Source organism: Micromonospora trifolii (genome assembly GCF_022229005.1).
Classification (GTDB): Bacteria; Actinomycetota; Actinomycetes; order Mycobacteriales; family Micromonosporaceae; genus Micromonospora; species Micromonospora trifolii.
Genome location: NZ_JAKKFD010000044.1, coordinates 306,057 through 321,780, shown reverse-complemented (window position 1 = coordinate 321,780; position 15,724 = coordinate 306,057). Strand labels below are relative to the sequence as shown.

Annotated in this window: 11 protein-coding genes; 7 read left to right on the top strand and 4 right to left on the bottom strand. The window is 66.1% G+C overall.

The genetic code is table 11. The features are described from left to right. Positions 1-4: 4 nt before the first annotated feature. Together NIE79_RS26130 and NIE79_RS26125 are read right to left on the bottom strand one after the other, a co-directional pair. A complete protein-coding gene (locus NIE79_RS26130) occupies positions 5-856 on the bottom strand; it encodes a hypothetical protein (RefSeq protein WP_238681075.1) in 852 nt (283 codons plus the stop codon). An 86-nt stretch (positions 857-942) separates the two neighbouring features. Further along, on the bottom strand, positions 943-2,178 hold the full coding sequence (locus tag NIE79_RS26125; RefSeq protein ID WP_238681074.1) for an IS701 family transposase: 1,236 nt from the start codon (positions 2,176-2,178) through the stop codon (positions 943-945). Between the two features lie 179 nt (positions 2,179-2,357). On the opposite strand from NIE79_RS26125, the gene NIE79_RS26120 reads away from it, so the two are divergent. The 3 genes from NIE79_RS26120 to NIE79_RS26110 all read left to right on the top strand — a co-directional run bounded on the left by NIE79_RS26120 (position 2,358) and on the right by NIE79_RS26110 (position 5,542). Further along, positions 2,358-2,582 carry a hypothetical protein gene (locus NIE79_RS26120; RefSeq protein WP_238681073.1) on the top strand — a complete coding sequence of 75 codons (225 nt, stop codon included), beginning with the start codon at positions 2,358-2,360 and terminating at the stop codon, positions 2,580-2,582. Positions 2,583-3,037: 455 nt separating this feature from the next. Further along, positions 3,038-3,922: a hypothetical protein gene (locus tag NIE79_RS26115; protein ID WP_238681072.1), complete on the top strand. Its 885-nt coding sequence runs from the start codon at positions 3,038-3,040 to the stop codon at positions 3,920-3,922. 603 nt (positions 3,923-4,525) lie between these two features. Continuing rightward, positions 4,526-5,542 carry an endonuclease NucS domain-containing protein gene (locus tag NIE79_RS26110; RefSeq protein ID WP_238681071.1) on the top strand — a complete coding sequence of 339 codons (1,017 nt, stop codon included), beginning with the start codon at positions 4,526-4,528 and terminating at the stop codon, positions 5,540-5,542. A gap of 498 nt (positions 5,543-6,040) precedes the next feature. Here NIE79_RS26110 and NIE79_RS26105 read toward each other — a convergent pair whose 3' ends face one another. Continuing rightward, positions 6,041-6,673, bottom strand: a complete 633-nt coding sequence (locus tag NIE79_RS26105; protein WP_238681070.1) for an Rv1352/Rv1906c domain-containing protein — start codon at positions 6,671-6,673, stop codon at positions 6,041-6,043. Between the two features lie 692 nt (positions 6,674-7,365). Here NIE79_RS26105 and NIE79_RS26100 point away from each other — a divergent pair. Genes NIE79_RS26100 through NIE79_RS26085 form a run of 4 tightly spaced genes read left to right on the top strand, consistent with a single transcriptional unit; the run spans position 7,366 to position 14,816 of the window. Next, complete coding sequence (locus tag NIE79_RS26100; RefSeq protein WP_238681069.1) at positions 7,366-9,387, top strand: AIPR family protein; 2,022 nt, start codon at positions 7,366-7,368, stop codon at positions 9,385-9,387. Positions 9,388-9,391: 4 nt separating this feature from the next. Then, entirely contained in the window at positions 9,392-10,903 is a 1,512-nt protein-coding gene (locus tag NIE79_RS26095; RefSeq protein WP_238681068.1) for an ATP-binding protein, read from the top strand. Further along, the gene (locus NIE79_RS26090; protein ID WP_238681067.1) at positions 10,900-11,886 is read left to right on the top strand and encodes a PD-(D/E)XK motif protein; all 987 of its coding nucleotides are present in this window, start codon (positions 10,900-10,902) and stop codon (positions 11,884-11,886) included. Before NIE79_RS26095 ends, NIE79_RS26090 begins: the two co-directional genes overlap by 4 nt. Beyond that, positions 11,883-14,816 (top strand): Z1 domain-containing protein, encoded by a 2,934-nt coding sequence (locus NIE79_RS26085; protein WP_238681066.1) that lies wholly within the window; start codon positions 11,883-11,885, stop codon positions 14,814-14,816. The genes NIE79_RS26090 and NIE79_RS26085 overlap by 4 nt, the downstream gene beginning before the upstream one ends. A 575-nt stretch (positions 14,817-15,391) precedes the next feature. Here the strand turns inward: NIE79_RS26085 and NIE79_RS26080 are convergent. Next, positions 15,392-15,706 carry a hypothetical protein gene (locus NIE79_RS26080; protein WP_238681065.1) on the bottom strand — a complete coding sequence of 105 codons (315 nt, stop codon included), beginning with the start codon at positions 15,704-15,706 and terminating at the stop codon, positions 15,392-15,394. Positions 15,707-15,724: the final 18 nt, after the last annotated feature.

The following is a 15,724-nucleotide window of genomic DNA, read 5'->3' as shown; positions in this document are numbered from 1 at the left end:
GGGATCAGGGTTGTGGGGCGGTGATCAAGCTTTCGACGGCGGCCATGGCGGCCTGGACCGGGCGGATGAAATCGGGGCGGAACTCGGATTGCTCGTACGGGCCGATGAAGTCGGCGAGCTTTGGCGGGGTGGGGATCTCGGTGGCGCCGGACCGGACGCGCGGCATCACGGACTCGTACTCGGTGACCAGCTCTCGTAAGTAGTCCTCGGTGGACTTCAAGGAAGGGACGAGCTCAGGTACGCCGTGGAAGACTTCGCCCTCAGCGTTCACATTGCGGATCATCAGCTCGAGGCTCAGCTGCGCGTCGAGCAGAAGTTGGAGTTGCTCGTCGTATGTGGCGACCCGCAGTTTTCCGTCTCCCGCCGTGGTGTGGATCTGGGCTCGGGCGCGCAGCAAGCGGCGTGTGCGTTTGACCGCGTTGTACAGCATCACCAGCTCGGCCAGGTAGCGCTGGCGGGTTTCGCGGATGGCGGTCGCGCGAACCTCGGCCAGCTTCAGACGCTCGGCCCGCAGTTCGGCCTGACGGTTGAAAGCCTGATGAAGCAACGAGACGCCGCCACCTAGCACGACCACCAAAAGGAACTGGAGCAACGTCTTGTAGCCATCGGCGCCGAGCACTCTGGTGGCGGACTCATGCCAGATGATCAGTATTGCTGCGGCGGCCATGGCGATCAACGCGCCTGACGCGAGCACGAACGTGAGGCGGCGGGGCAAGGGGCCTTCGAAACCATCGATAGCGCTGAGCTTAGCCGGAGCCTCTTGCTTCGCCGACGTCAAGCGCTCAAGTCGTCGTGCTCGATCACGCACGACAATTGGTGATGGTAACGAAGGGGTCGGACCAGTGGAGTTGACCATAATCCGCATGATAAATAGGCAGGTCTCAGACTGCGTCACACAAGGCTCCGGCTCTCGGCTAGTACTCCAGCCGTAGATCGTGATCTTCATGCCTGAGCGGCTTGTCGCTGGTAATGGCTGGCCTGGGAGCGGGCCTGGTGGCGGCGTCGCCAGTCGGACCACCCGAGCCGGTGGGCGGTGGCGTGGGCGGGCCGCACGATCAGCGAGATGAACAGGTGCGCGACCTCGTTGCAGGTCAACGGGATCAGCCCGTCCGGTGCGGGCCGGTGAGTGCGTTCATCTGCGGTGGCAACGGCGAGAAAGGCATGCGCGAGCATCGCGAGGGTGACCGATCGGTACCAGGACGTCCACCTGCGGACCTGGTGCTCGTCGAGTCCGGCCAGCCCCTTGCCCGACTGGAATGTCTCCTCGACTGTCCACCTGCGGCCGGCGACACGTACGTGCGTGGACAGTGGCACGGCCGTGGGTGAGTAGCAGCGGTAGGAGGCGAGTTCGCCCGTGCGCCGGTTGCGGCGGACCAAGAGCTGGTGGTGTCCGGGGCGGTCGTCGGCAATGTGGGCGATTGCCCAGTCGTAGAAGCGGTGGCTCTTCGCTGCGGTCCCGGCTGGGAGCATCTGCCAGGCTCGCTTGGGCGCTTTCCTGGCCAGGGCATCCGCCCGCAGTTTTCCCGCCTTCGTGGCGATCTGGTGGTCGCAGGCGACTGCGAGGACATAGCCGACGTTGCGTTGCTCCAGCACGGTGCGAAGAGCGGGATTGCCACCGTAGACCTCGTCGCCGGCTGCCCATCGCGCCAGGACGCCGGAGTCCAGGGCGCGGGTGATCATCCGCGCCGCCAGGGCGGGCTTGGTAGCGAAGCCGATCTGTTCGGGGATGCCAGCCGACGCGCACCGCTGACGGTCCTCGGCCCAGGAGCGCGGGACGTACAACTCCCGGTCGATGGCGGCGTGTCCGGCCTTCGCGGAGTAGACCAGGTAGACCGCGACCTGGGCGTTCTCGATCCTGCCCGCCGTGCCGGTGTACTGGCGCTGGACTCCCACCGTTGCGGTGCCCTTCTTCAGGTCGCCGGTTTCGTTCACGACCAGGACAGCCTCCTCGTCCCCGAGGTGGTCCACCACGTAGGTCCGGATGTCGTCGCGGACCGCATCGGCGTCCCACTTGGCACGGCCCAGCAGGTGCTGCATTCCGTGCGGTGTGGCATCTCCGGCGTGCTCGGCGATGGTCCAGCAGTTCTTGCGGGGCAGGTCCGAGAGCAGCCCCAGCACCAGCGAGCGTGCCGTGCGGCGGGGCTCGACCCGGCGGAACCGACCCGCGACACGGCTCATCAGGCCCTCGAACATCGCCTGCCACCGTTCCGCGTCTACGCTGTGACCTGCGGCTACCGTTTGATCATTCGTTGTCTTCACAAACCACGATGATCTTCGGTGGCCACGCTCGTGCCTAAATCGGCAAGATCACGTTCACAGCCGGAGCGTGTGGACTCCGCCCGAAGGGGAGAGTTCAGATGAGCCGCTATTCGATGGACGAGCGCGAGGCCTTCGTGGCCATGTCCCGGTTCGTGTGGCAGTTCGCGAACCGCGCCGGGGACGACCTGCTCACGCTCCTGGGAGACATCGGCATCGAGGCAGACGGCGGGACAACGGATCCCGCCGCGTGGAACGACTGGCTGGCCTGCGTTCGCTCCGTAGTAGACGGCGCAGAGAACCCGGCCAGCGGCTCGGCCGGATAGAGACCAGCCCAGCGAGCATCAACTCCACCAGGAGAAGAGCTTCCGACGGGCCCCGACAGCAAGATCACGATCTACGGCTGGAGTGCTAGCCGGTCGTTGCCCACCGCCTCAGGCCGGATCAACACTGTCGTTGGAGTACGCCCACCACACGTCATCGTCGCACCGAACTCGGCCTTGTAGGTCAGCGATACCGGTCACCTGGGTCGAAAATTCCCTGAGGCCACTCCTTCGCGAGGGGTGGCGGCGCTCGGCGTACAACAGACGAGCTCCTCCTACCAACGCCTGGTGGGAGCGTTGGATGCGCCGGCGGTCTCATGGGGCCGCGACCCGCTGCGCCGGCCGCTCCTCGTCTGACGCCTGTCGACCTCATCCTCGATTCCGCTCGTTTGGGCGATGTCGGGTGCAGTCGCGAGGCCGGATAGTGGCCGGGGAACCGCAACAGAAGTGGGTGGCTGGTGGCTGAGGAAGTCGTGGACGTGCTTGCGCTCGAGTACGCCGAACGGCGGCTAATCGTCGTGCAGCGGGACGAGGAGGTTCTGGTTCAGCGACGCAGGCTCGGTGCTCCCCCCGGCTTGGACGAGGGCGTCGCGACGGCAGCCGGTAGGGCCTTGAAGAAGAGCGATGCTCTCCTTTCTCTTGTCTTGACCAATCCTGCTGTGGCGGCCGCAGGGGTGGCGGTGGCCGCGGGTGCCGCGGTGACCGCCGGCGCGGTAATGGCATGGAAGCGATCGTCGGCCAGGTCGCCCGTGTCCGGCATACTGCCGATGCGGATGTCGGAGATCGGCGGGCTACAGCTTCCGCTGGGACACCCGCAATTCGATACGGTCTACGTCGGGCATCCGGCGCGGCCGAATGTCTACTATCCGCTCGCCGATTTTCATCGGCGGACCTTCGAACACAAGTTCAGTGAGGCCCTGAGGCTGGTGACCGGTCTCGGCGCGACCACCATCAAGGTCTCGGCGGTACAGGGGTGGGGACGGGAGTTTTCGACCGATCTGCGGGTGGGGCTGCCAACCGGAGACGGCGGCAGCGCCAAGGCGGCGTCGAATTCGTCGCGCAAGCCTGAGTTCCTGTATTCGGCCGAACTTGCCGGGTCGGCGAAGCCGGTCGTCCCGGCAGACCTGGTGTGGTTTCCTCACGAGGACGCCTGGCAGGAGATTGCCCGGCAGCGGATTGAGCACGGATTACGGTCGTTCGAGATGCGAGTGACTTACCAGGACGACTATTCGGTGACCGCCGAACTAGTCGCCAACGTCGTCAATGCGAAGTTCAAGCTTGGCGGCAAATTCGAGCGCCAGCAGTCGACCGTTTGGGCGATCAACGGGAAGTTCGCACGCTGATTCGCCGCCCGCTCGTTGTTCTGCGGGTGCTCGGGGCCTTGCTCGCCACGACCGGGGTCACCGGCGGGCTAGTGCTGCCGGCGCTGGCTTTAAAGCAAGGCCGGATCCCTCGGCTTAAGGGCGCGGACACCGTCGGACGCGACTTCGCGGCTACGACGCTGCGGTAAAGGGGCCGACTCAGAGACCCGTCAGTCCCGTATCCGCATGAGCATTGTCAGCGCGTCACGAGCACCACTGCCATCGAGCTGTGGGGCGACCTGACGCCGCTCATGGACCGGCTTTGCGGGCGGTTCTTCCGAGCTCTCGGCCAGTCGAACGCACGCATGTTCGTCGAGGACAAAACCCGCCGCCACCAGCGGACCTCGGGGCCGGGCCCGCGCGGTAGCCGACCCCGGTGCCGACCCAGCCGTTGCGGCCGGCCGTCGCCAGGCTTCATCATCTGAGACATCGATCCCACGGGCAACGTCCTAGGCAGGAGCTCCGGGCTGGTGACATCTTCGGCGAATCCGAACATGTCAGGCATGGTTTTCCGGTCGTCAGTCGGGCGATGCCCGCTCTCGTTGAGCCTCTGGTCCCGGTACGGTCAGCGTCCGGAGGTGGAACATGACCGAAGAGCTGCTGTTCACGGTCGACGGCACGACCGCTGTGCCCGCGCAGCCCATCACGCTGGCCGAGGCCGGCCTACTGGAACGTAAGCATCTGCAGCAGTGGGTGATTGACCACCCGCAGCTAATTGGTGACGGCATCAAGGTCGTCACCTTCGAGTACGGCCGCTGGGTGTCCACGACGGGCAGCACTGCGGACCGATTGGACGTGCTTGGGCTGGACCGGGCCGGCCGGCTGGTGGTGATTGAGCTCAAACGTGACCGAGCTCCGGACACCGTCACTATGCAGGCCATCAACTACGCCGCCATGGCCAGCCGGTTTACCCTCGACCTGCTTGCCGAGGTACACGCCGCTCACCTCGGCTCTGCTGTCACGAGCCAGCAGGCCTTGTCTGACCTGATGGGATGGGCGGAAGGCCTGTCGGACGAAACGCTCGGGTTGCCTCGGATCGTCCTGATGGCGTCTGACTTCGGTCCCGCCGTGACCAACACGGCGCTGTACCTGTATGAGGCGGGCATCGATATTCGGCTGGTGCGTTATCAGCTCTACCGGACGGCCAGTGGCGAGAAGGTGCTATCCGTCGCGCAGCTAATTCCGGTCCCCGATGCCGAGGAATTCATGGTCCGGCCCCGCTCCAGTAGCGGCACCCAGGCGGCCTCCCGCGCATCCGGGGCGCGTAAGGCCGCCGCCGTGCAGCGGCTCGTCGCGCACCACGCGATCGCGGATGGGACCCCGCTGACGATCGTTGTGCCTGACCTAGTCGATCAAGACCGAGACGCGATCCGAGGATGGCTTGACGAGGACCCGAATCGGGCACGGGTGCGTTGGTGCAACGACGTCAACAGCCCGGTCGAATGGTCCGCCGATGGGCAGGCCTACCGGCTGATTGAGCTCATCCGACGGATCATCGACGCGGCCACCGGACAGCCGCCAAGAGCACAGCTCTGGGCCCAGAACTGGTATCGCAATGACGAAGGTCAAACTCTTCACCAACTCGCCGAACCTCTGCCGTAGCGCGGGCGGCACTACGCCCGACGTCGTGATCCCTTCTGGCTTCCGAGCCGCCCCGACGACCGTCACGTCGCTGTTGGTTGACGACTGTGTCCTGATGAGTGCGACGCGGACAGCTTTCGCAGGTGACGTGCGACTGCGGCGGCGATCAGTGCGAGGGTCTGTATGGGGTATAGAAGCTTCACGTCCGTGAGCGTGCCGGGCGTGGCTGGCGGCGGTGATCCGCCGACCGGATGTCGCGGTGTCAGGGGGGCGCGACGCGTTTCTCCGGTGGCGGCCCGACTCTCTCGGCGGCCGAAGTCGGAAGAGGCGCGCAGCTTCCAGGTAGCTGGGATGGTGGCCTGTCTGGAGCGCGCCGCGCAGGTGCGAAGCGCCCGCCGCAGTCATCCTTGACCACCCTCGTCCCGCTGCGCACTGACGGCGACGCGCTGTCCGAAGGACGGGCCGCGCACACGTGTGGCGGCTCACCGTTCGCTGGCCGGAACATCTGGGCGACGCGGGTCAGACCCGCACCCAGTTGCCGCAGCCGCGGCTGGTGAAGATGCCGTCGGAGGATCGGATGGTTACTCGGACCTTCTTCGCTGCGGTGATGAAGTCGTTGGCGATGGTCCGGCCGCCGTCGGTGCTGCGTTCCCAGTAGCAGTCGCCGATCGTCTCGCCCGCCGAGTGCGCGGTGGTTTCGTAGGTCCCCGGCTTAATTTCCTTGCCGACCTCGTGGCTTCCATCTGTGAAACCGGTTGCCGCCTTTTTCCATGTGGGCATGAACTGGGGGCAGTCCTGAAGCCGCTCTGCGTCGATGTGGTGCCCGTTCTCAATGTAGAGGTCGAGCAAGCTGCCCGCCTGTTGCTCGACGTATGAGATGTCGCATGAGTCACCACCGCCGAATAACTCGTCCTGGCAGCCACCCTCGTATGAAGACAAGTCCCGGTTGCATGGCGTCCAGGCCGGGGTGGGACTTGGCGGCAAGGGCGGGCTTGTCGTCGGCTCCGCAGTGAGCGATGGGGTCGGGCTGGGGGAGGGGCGTGCTGAGGTCATTGACGGCGAGGGAGCAGCGGTCTGCGGTGTCTCGCTTTCGGCGCATGCAGCGAGGGCCAGAACGGTGAGGGCCGTTGCGACGACGAAGGTGCGTCTCATGCCCCGGATCATCTCCGCAACGTCAAGCGGGCACTGTCTGGAGTGCGACTGCCCACTGCCTACATCGTCAGATGCGCACGGCGATAGCACCGCCTGGTCGTCATTGTCGAAGTTGACATGGGCAGCGAGCCGGACAAATAGTCCGCGGGCGAGCCTGACGTCCTAGGCGCCCCGCCGGGCTGAAGGGGCAACGGACACACAACCGTTGTCCCGACTCGCGTCCCTGGGACGCGGACCCACACCCTCACCGTGAACACCGTCACTTACGCGCATGGACTTTGCCGGGGGGATCCGCTAGATCGAGCAGGACCGTCCGCCGGTCGGGTCGCCGGCCGCAGTGACGCCTGGCCGTTACGGTACAGCTACCTTCGCATCCGAAGGGTTCCCGTCACGAGGGATCGACCGGAGGTGGAATGCCCGGCGTCCACCCCGTTCCGTATCACGAAACGTTCGAAAAAGGATCAGGCACGGGGAGGGAATCGGACGGCCGGATGCATAGCGAGTCGATCATCCTGCGGTTCTGTCGTCTACTGCCCTTATGCTGCAAGATAGGCACGGTTACCGGCCGGATCCGCGCGGTCCGATCTCGAGCCGCACATCAGCGTCGGAGAAGCCCATGACCACCCAGAACAACTCCCCAGTCACGCCAGGTCCTGCCCATGGAGATGCGTCTCCGCTGGAGGGGATCGCCGGTGCCTGAGTCCGACCTCGACTTCTACGCCTATAGCCTGCTCGAGGATGTCCGGGCGTACACCGAGGTGAACGACTCGGAGCCGCAGGAGGCGTTCGCCGGGCTGGTCCTTGAGCAGTTGTCGGGCTACGGCCTGACGGAGGATCCCGTGGTCGTCCGCTTCAAGGATCACGGGGTCGAGGTGAGTGGCTTCGGCCTGTCATCGGATGACCGATGTCTGGACCTCTTCATCACCAGTTACAGTCCCCGGGCGGACGAGGACCACAAACTGAATCGGAGTGATGCCGAGACCGCGTTCCGCCGACTCGAGAACTTCCTGTCCCGCTGCCTCGCCGGGACGGTCGTCCGGAACGAGCCGTCTTCCGAGGTCGCCGGCATGGTGTCGACTGTCGCGGAGAAGTTCGCCGAGGTTGACAAGGTCCGGTTCATCTACATCTCGAATGCCCGCAGCGTCGTCCGGGATGCGCTGCCGCCGCTACGTTTTCAGGGACGCGAGATCGCCCGGGACGTCTGGGACCTGCGCCGCCTCGCGAACTGGACGGCGTCGGGAAGCCGCGCCGAGCCGATCGTGGCTGATTTTCCCGACGGGCTGCCCTGTCTCGGCACCCCGCAGACCAGCTCCGACTACGCGGTGTTCCTGGCCATCGTGCCCGGCAACGATCTCGCCGATCTCTACGGACGCCACGGCGCGCGCCTCCTCGAGCTCAACGTGCGATCGTTCCTCCAGGTCAAGGGCGCCGTCAACAGCGGCATCCAGAGAACCCTGCGCGACCATCCCGAGCGGTTCCTCGCCTACAACAACGGCATCGCCGCCACGGCATCCGCGGTCGACTTCCACACCGACGACAGCGGGCAACGGAGTATCCGCCGGATCCACGACCTCCAGATCGTCAACGGCGGGCAGACCACTGCGTCGATCCACCACGCGCGTCGGACGACGGACATCGGTCAGGTGCTCGTGCAGATGAAACTCACCGTCGTATCCCCCGAGCGGCTGGACGAGATCGTCCCGAAGATCTCCGCATACTCGAACACCCAGAACAAGGTCAGCGCCTCCGACCTCAAGGCGAACGCCAGCTTCCACGTCGACGTCGAAAGGATCATGCGTACGCTCTGGGCGCCACCCGGACCGCTGCACGAGAGCGACACCCACTGGTTCTACGAACGGGCCCGGGGGCAGTACGCCAACGCGGTGACCGCGGAGCTCACCAGGTCGCGTCAGAAGGTCTTCAAGACCATGAACCCGCCCGATCAGAAGTTCACCAAGTCCGAGCTCGCCAAGTTCGAGATGTCCTGGTCGATGCGGCCCCAGCAGGTGAGCCTCGGCGCCGAGAAGAACTTCACGTTGTTCTCCGAAGGCCTCGACGAGACGTCCACGGTTGTCGATAAATCGTACTGCCAGAACCTCGTGGCCAAAGCCATCCTGTTCCGCCGCGCGGACAAGATCGTCGCCCGACAGAACTTCGGTGGATACAAGGCCAACATCGTCACCTACACCGTGGCGAAGCTCGTCCAGATGACGGGTGGTCGTCTGGACCTCGACCGGATCTGGCGGACCCAGGACCTCTCGCCGGCAACGAAGGAGGCGATCGCCGAGCTGTCGACACTCGTGCAGAAGGTCATCACCTCGCCCCCCGTGGGGCGGACGCACGTCGGTGAGTGGGCGAAGAGGGATGAGTGCTGGGAAGCCGTACGGGAGATCGCATGGATGGTCCCGGGGCAGCTCCAGGCCGAGCTGGTCGAGCTCGACGCCTACCCGGCCGACATCGAGACCCTGCAGACGACGCCACCGCGCACCTGGCGTGACCTGGCGGTGTGGGGCGAGACCACCGGCTCATTCGATGCGGCCCAGCGGGGCGTCATCAGAGAGATCACCCAGGCGCTCGAGCAGGGGTACACCCCGGCAGGCAAGCACCTGCGGGCCGCATCGGTCCTGATGGACGTCGCGCGGGGTCGTGGGTTCAGACCGACGGGCGGCGGTGGCGCCCATCAGGATGGCCCCTTCGCGGCAGGGGCGCGGTGAGATGATGCGGTGGCGTGAAGACGTGCCGGTCGTCGGATCGGTTGAGCTGCCCCCGGATCCGCACGCACTCGATGCACTCGGGCGGAACCACTCCCTGGAGACCGCGCTGGCGGACCTCGTCGACAACTCCGTGGACGCCGGCGCGAGCAGTGTGCTGATCCGCTTCATCCAACGCAACGCCCGACTGATCGGCCTGTACGTGGTCGACGACGGGCACGGCATGACCCCCCGCTCCATCGACACCGCCCTGACGCTGGGTGGTAGACGGGACTACCGGGCGACGGACCTGGGCCGTTTCGGTATCGGACTGAAAGCTGCATCCTTCAGTCAGGCGGCCAGCCTGACGGTCCTGTCGCGCGCATCGGGCCACGAGGCGGTCGGTCGGCGGTGGCTGCAGGGACAGAACCGCGACGGCTTCCACTGCGACGTGGTCCCGGAGGACTTCGCCGTCGCCGAGCTCGACCGGACGTGGCCGTTCAGCACCTCCCCGTCGGGCACCGTGATCCGGTGGGACCAGGTGGGGGGCTTCCCGGCATCCGAGGACCCGCATCTGGTGGGCACGTTCCTGTCGCGCACGGTGGACCATCTCCGGGGACATCTCGGGCTCATGTTCCACCGCATCCTGGCCAAGGGGAAGCTGAGCATCACCGTCGATGTGGAGGATGTCGACGAGGGCGTCGGTGTCCCGGCTGAAGTCCGCCCGCTCGACCCGTTCGGTTACCGCCATGGGCCGGACGGCTGGCCGAAGACGCTCGCAACAGACGTCGACGGCGTCGCTCTGTCGATCCAGTGCCACATCTGGCCCGGCAGGTCCAACAATGCGGAATACCGCCTGCCGGGGGGCGCGGAGTTGCGGCAGGGCCTCTACTTCTACCGGCGTGACCGGCTCCTGCATGCGGGCGGTTGGGAAGGGATCCACGCGCCGGACAAGAAGCTGCAGCTCGCCCGTGCAGCCATCGACATCGACGGCGACGTTTCCGGACTCTTCACCATGAACCCGGAGAAGTCGCGGGTGACCGCCGGCGCGGGATTCGCCCGCGCTGTCGGCGCCGCCCGCGCGGCCGACGGCAGCACCGTCACCGACTTCCTACACGCCGCTGAGCAGACGTGGGCGACCAGCAATCAACGCGAGACCGCCCGGCGCCGCCCGGTGGTCCCGCCCGGACGCGGCATCAACCCGCGGGTGAGCCGCGAGATCATCGACGAACTGCCGCAGCTCAACGAGTCGCCACTCAACATCCTCTGGGTGAAGTTCGACAACAACGACCTGTTCCACGTTGAGCGCGAAACCATGACCCTGCTGCTCAACAGGCGTTACCGTGCCGCCCTTCTGGGAGGCCGGCGGGGGGGCCTCAACGACGCCCCCCTCGTCAAGGCCCTGATGTTCCTGCTGATGGAGAACGTCTTCCAGGGCGCCCACCTCGGCTCCCGGGACAAGGACAACATCGACCTGTGGCAGGAGATCCTCACCGCCGCCGCCCAGGCTGAACTGGCGTCCTTCGGAGGGCGTGGGTGACCAGCCCGGACCGGCATCTCAGTGGTGAGGGCTTCGCGGCATACGTAGCGACCGGGGTGCCGATGGAGCACCCCGTCGACGGCACGCCGAGAGTCATACTCTTCACCGATCCGGCGAACCACCGGATCGGTCTCCGCGGCCCCGCCCGCGGCAACGAGACCCCCGCTCCCACCGGCCTGGAGCACGTCAGCACGACCCTCGTGCACGACGGAGCCAACCGCCTGATCGAAATCGCCGTCCATGATCCCCGCCTCTTCGCCGATGCCTACCCCGTGCTGTGCGGGGTGGCCGACCGGGCGCAGCTCGACGGGCTGCCCCTCAGCGCCGCGCTCCTCGAGACGCTGCGCCACATCGGCCACCTGATCAGGCCCGAGGACACGCTGACGAGAGAAGTGGAGACAGGCCTCATCGGCGAGCTCTGCCTGGTCGCAGGGCTGGCAGCCACCATCTCACCCGACGCGGCGATCGCCGCCTGGCGCGGCGGTACGGAGGAACATGACTTCGGCCTGCCCGATGTCGATGTCGAGGTGAAAACCACGGCGGGGGAGCGACGAATTCACCGGATCTCATCGGTCGGCCAGCTGCAACCGACAGGTGACCGGCAGCTCTGGCTGCTGTCGCAACAGATCACGAAAGCCGGTAGCGGCGGCAGAACCCTCGCCGAGCTGGTCGACCACGTACGGCAGATGATGCCGGCGGGTGGCCAGCGCGAAAACTTCGAAGACCTCGTACGGCGGGCGGGGTGGCGGAGCCGCTTCGCCGCGGGACCCCTGCAACGCTGGAGGCTCCGTTCCGAACCGGCGCTGTACAGGGTCGCCGACACCTTCCCCCGGCTGACCGGGGACCTGATGAGGGCCGCCGGTGTGGACCTCAGCCGCATCACCGACATCCGGTACAGACTCGACCTGACCGGCAGAAGCACCGACCCCGCACCCGAACCTCTGCGGATCGCGGTCTCGGCAGGACGACAGGAGCTGCAATGAGCGACACGGTCACTCTCGCCTACGGCTCAGCCCTCGACGGCATGCAGCGCAGCGGTCCGATGCCCATCCATCCCGTCGCCGCGATGTTCGGCAACGATCAGAGTCTCACCGACGGAGCGGCCCTGCTCGCGCATCTGCAGTCGGCCGGGCCCGAGGATGCGTTACGTCAGCAGTTCGCGCAGGTGCTGGCCGGTTGGGACCACGTGGACTCGGATGCGGTGTGGGCCGCAGGCACGGCACGCAACACCTCGGAGCGACGTTCAGCGATCGTGTCCACGCTGCAGCTGGACCCCGCGACGCAGCATCTGGTGGCAAGCCTCTTCCCGCACGCCACCGCGCCCATCGTCATCGCTGACGACTGGGAGGAATGGCGCACTGCGGAGCGACGGGGCGAGCGTGACTTCTACTGGTCGCACTACCGCAGGTATCTGTTGAACAAGGGCTGGGACGCCGGCGTCGTCGCCGGACTGGACCACGCCACGGAAGATGTCGTCAGGCGCCTGTCCGACCCGACCCGCGAGGTCGCCTACCAGGCCAAGGGCCTCGTGGTCGGTTACGTACAGAGCGGCAAGACCGCGAACTTCACCGGCGTCATCGCGAAAGCCGTCGATGCCGGCTACCGGCTCGTCATCGTCCTCACCGGTACCACCAACATGCTGCGCGCCCAGACGCAGCGTCGTCTCGACATCGAACTCGTGGGCCGGGAAAACCTGGAGCAGGAGATCTCCGCTCACGACAGCAGGGGCCACGAATACCAGGACGACACGGACTGGGAAAAGGACCGCTTCGTCCGTCATGGTGGGCGCCCGTCGGACATCGGATACCCCGACATCCGGCGCCTCAGCACCCGCGGATGGGACTACCGGCGCCTACGCCAGGGATTCATGGCGCTGGACTTCCCCCGCCGCGAACGCACCCATCCCCTGTTCGCACCGGTCAACCTCTACACCAGCGACGCCCGGCTCGTGGTTGCCAAGAAGAACAAGACCGTCCTGCAGGACCTCGTCGCGGACCTCGGTCGGATCAGGGAACGGCTCGGCGAGGTGCCGGTCCTCATCATCGACGACGAGTCCGACCAGGCCTCGGTCAACACGACCAGCCCGAAGCAGTGGACACAGGACAGCAAGGACCGCACAGCGATCAACCGGCTCATCGGCCAGCTGCTGTCCATGATGCCGCGGGCCCAGTACGTCGGGTACACCGCGACGCCGTACGCCAACGTCTTCGTTGATCCGTCCGACGTCGAGGACATCTTCCCGCGCGACTTCCTCGTCTCCCTGGCCCGCCCCGTCGCCTACATGGGCGCCGAGGACTTCCACGATTTCGACACCGACATCCCGCTGTCGGAGCGCACGTTCGAGAGCTCCCAGGAGTTGCGGCACGTACGGCTGCTCGACGAGGAGCCGCAGGATACCGACCTGCGGACCCCGCTCGACATGTACCTGCTGACAGGCGCGGTGAAGCTCCACCGTCAGCGCCACGGGCACGCCTCCTACCAGCACCACACCATGCTCGTGCACGAGGCCATGTCCAAGGCGGTGCACCGCGACACTGCCGACGTCATCAACGCCATGTGGAACAGCGGCCAGTACCGCGCACCCGCGGGTCTGGCCCGTCTGCGGGCCCTCTACGAAGAGGATGTCCTGCGCGTCAGCGTCGCATCGGGTACCGACCTGCCGACGCCGGCTAACTTCGATGACCTGCGGCCCGACATCGCGGCCGCCCTCGACAAGATCAGCCCACCTGATCAAAGTAGCGGACCGGTCATCGTGGTCAACAGCGACAAGGACCTCGAACGACAGCAGGAGAGCCTCGACTTCGACATGCGGCCGATCTGGCGGATCCTTGTCGGCGGCAACAGCCTCGCCCGCGGCTTCACCGTCGAAGGCCTCACCGTCACCTACTACCGACGCGTGACCAAGCAGGTCGACACCCTCATGCAGATGGGTCGCTGGTTCGGCTTCCGGCCAGGATTCCGCGACCTCGTCCGCATCTACACGACAGAGGAACTCCACGAGATGTTCGCCGCGGCGTGCAAGGACGAGGAGTATCTCCGAGCGGAGCTTCGGCGCTACTCGCAACCGACCGACGGAGAACGACAGATAACTCCGCGGCAGATTCCACCGCTCATCGCACAGCACCGTCCCGACCTCAGACCGACCGGCCGGAACAAGATGTGGAATGCGACGCTGGTCGAGAAGAGCTCGCCGGGCGAACCGATGGAGCCGGTCGCATACCCGAACCCTGGCTCCCGTGCGGGGGACGAGAAGACCCGCGCCAACGCTGCGGCGTGGCTTCCCGTACTGTCCGCCGCCACGACAACGGTTCGGTTCAAGACCGTGCGCGCGTCCAAGGTAGCCGGTGTGTCGACGATTCAGGACACCGGCAAGTCCTACTCCGCGCGCATCGCCGAGATGGATCACCGCGATGTTGTCGAGGTGCTCAGATCCCTCAAATGGCTGTCTGCAGATACCTTCAAGCCGGAGCTGACGTGGCTCAGCGGCCTCAGTCCTGAGCAGCTGAAACGCTGGTTGATCATCTTTCCCCACCAGGTCTCGGATGAAAGTCTCCGGACGATCCATGATCAGGGACCGTTCAGCATCTTCCGTCGGGTCAGGACGTCGACCGGTTCGCTCAGCGCCGTCAGTGAATCGAGGCACCGCAACGCTGCCAGCAGAATCGCAGGACTCGCAACGCCAGTTTCCGACCCGGAAGCTGATCGACTGTATGCCCCCGCCACCGGCGCCATCATCGTCTATCCGAATGTCGAAGCGGACGTTCCGGATGCCCGGTCCGTCAATGACGGCCTTGTCACCCTGGCCTTCCAGCTTGTGACGCCCATGAGCACGATGCCATCCAGCGGCAAGTTGATAAAATGGCAGACACACAACAGTGCCGATGAATCAGCCATCGTTGTCGATGCTGAATAGTTGAACGTCTGGCAGGTGCACGAGCTCAGCGCACTCACCGGCCATCCCGCCCACCAGGTCCGCCGCGATCTGCTCGAACTGCGGCATCCCGTACGGACTCGTGGCTGCTCCAGGCGTTCCCACCACCCGCATGCCCTCCTGCCTACCCCGCCGGCACGAACCCCGCGGCGGCGGGGTAGGCCCGCTGTTCTTCTGGTGACGGGACGTCCCCGACGGTGGGGGAGCGGGGCGCGGTCGGACCCTGCGCTGGCCTGTCGGCCTGCCCGTGGTTCACCCCCGGAAACCCTGGCTGCCGATAACGATCAGTGACGAAACGCCACTGCTTGATCGTGTCCGTGCACCTGGCGCCTGTTCAGGCAACCATCGACACGATCGCGATGCGTGCGGACGGCAATACGGGGTGCGTCCCTCGGATCCGACCGTTACGACAGTACGAAGAAGGGCCGCTGATGCGGGCGTAACCCCAGGAGGCCGCCTTCTCTTCTGTTGCCAGACGCAGTGCGTCAGCCCGAACGGTGCAGGGCTGGGGGCGAACGCGGCCCGACGCCGCCCTTCCGCGCCGGCGGCATGCCGCTTCAACGAGGTGGGTTCCAGTGCCGGAACAGCTGTTGCACCTCCGCGTGCCAACGGACCGCTCCGTCGACCCAGCCGGCGCCCGGCTGCCCGGTGGTGGCATTGACAACCAACGCGGGCAAGGACGGCTCTCCCGCGGCGATGCACTCCTCGGCGACCTGGGCCAGAACGTGGCGCATCTGATTCCGCAGATCGATGCCGGCCATGCCGATGGCATGTCCCAGCTCGCCATAGGTGAGCAGCGACCTTCGCATCGCGGCGATGATCAGCGCTGCACGTGCCATGAGGACCCACTGCTGCCGTTGCTCGCTCGCCATGCCCGCCAGCGTGACACC

What these genes read in the sequence shown, in the direction of transcription:
- NIE79_RS26130 (WP_238681075.1), bottom strand. Translation starts at nt 856, where the DNA reads ATGGTCAACTCCACTGGTCCGACCCCTTCGTTACCATCACCAATTGTC.
- NIE79_RS26125 (WP_238681074.1), bottom strand. Translation starts at nt 2,178, where the DNA reads ATGAGCCGTGTCGCGGGTCGGTTCCGCCGGGTCGAGCCCCGCCGCACG.
- NIE79_RS26120 (WP_238681073.1), top strand. Translation starts at nt 2,358, where the DNA reads ATGAGCCGCTATTCGATGGACGAGCGCGAGGCCTTCGTGGCCATGTCC.
- NIE79_RS26110 (WP_238681071.1), top strand. Translation starts at nt 4,526, where the DNA reads ATGACCGAAGAGCTGCTGTTCACGGTCGACGGCACGACCGCTGTGCCC.
- NIE79_RS26105 (WP_238681070.1), bottom strand. Translation starts at nt 6,673, where the DNA reads ATGAGACGCACCTTCGTCGTCGCAACGGCCCTCACCGTTCTGGCCCTC.
- NIE79_RS26095 (WP_238681068.1), top strand. Translation starts at nt 9,392, where the DNA reads ATGCGGTGGCGTGAAGACGTGCCGGTCGTCGGATCGGTTGAGCTGCCC.
- NIE79_RS26085 (WP_238681066.1), top strand. Translation starts at nt 11,883, where the DNA reads ATGAGCGACACGGTCACTCTCGCCTACGGCTCAGCCCTCGACGGCATG.
- NIE79_RS26080 (WP_238681065.1), bottom strand. Translation starts at nt 15,706, where the DNA reads ATGGCGAGCGAGCAACGGCAGCAGTGGGTCCTCATGGCACGTGCAGCG.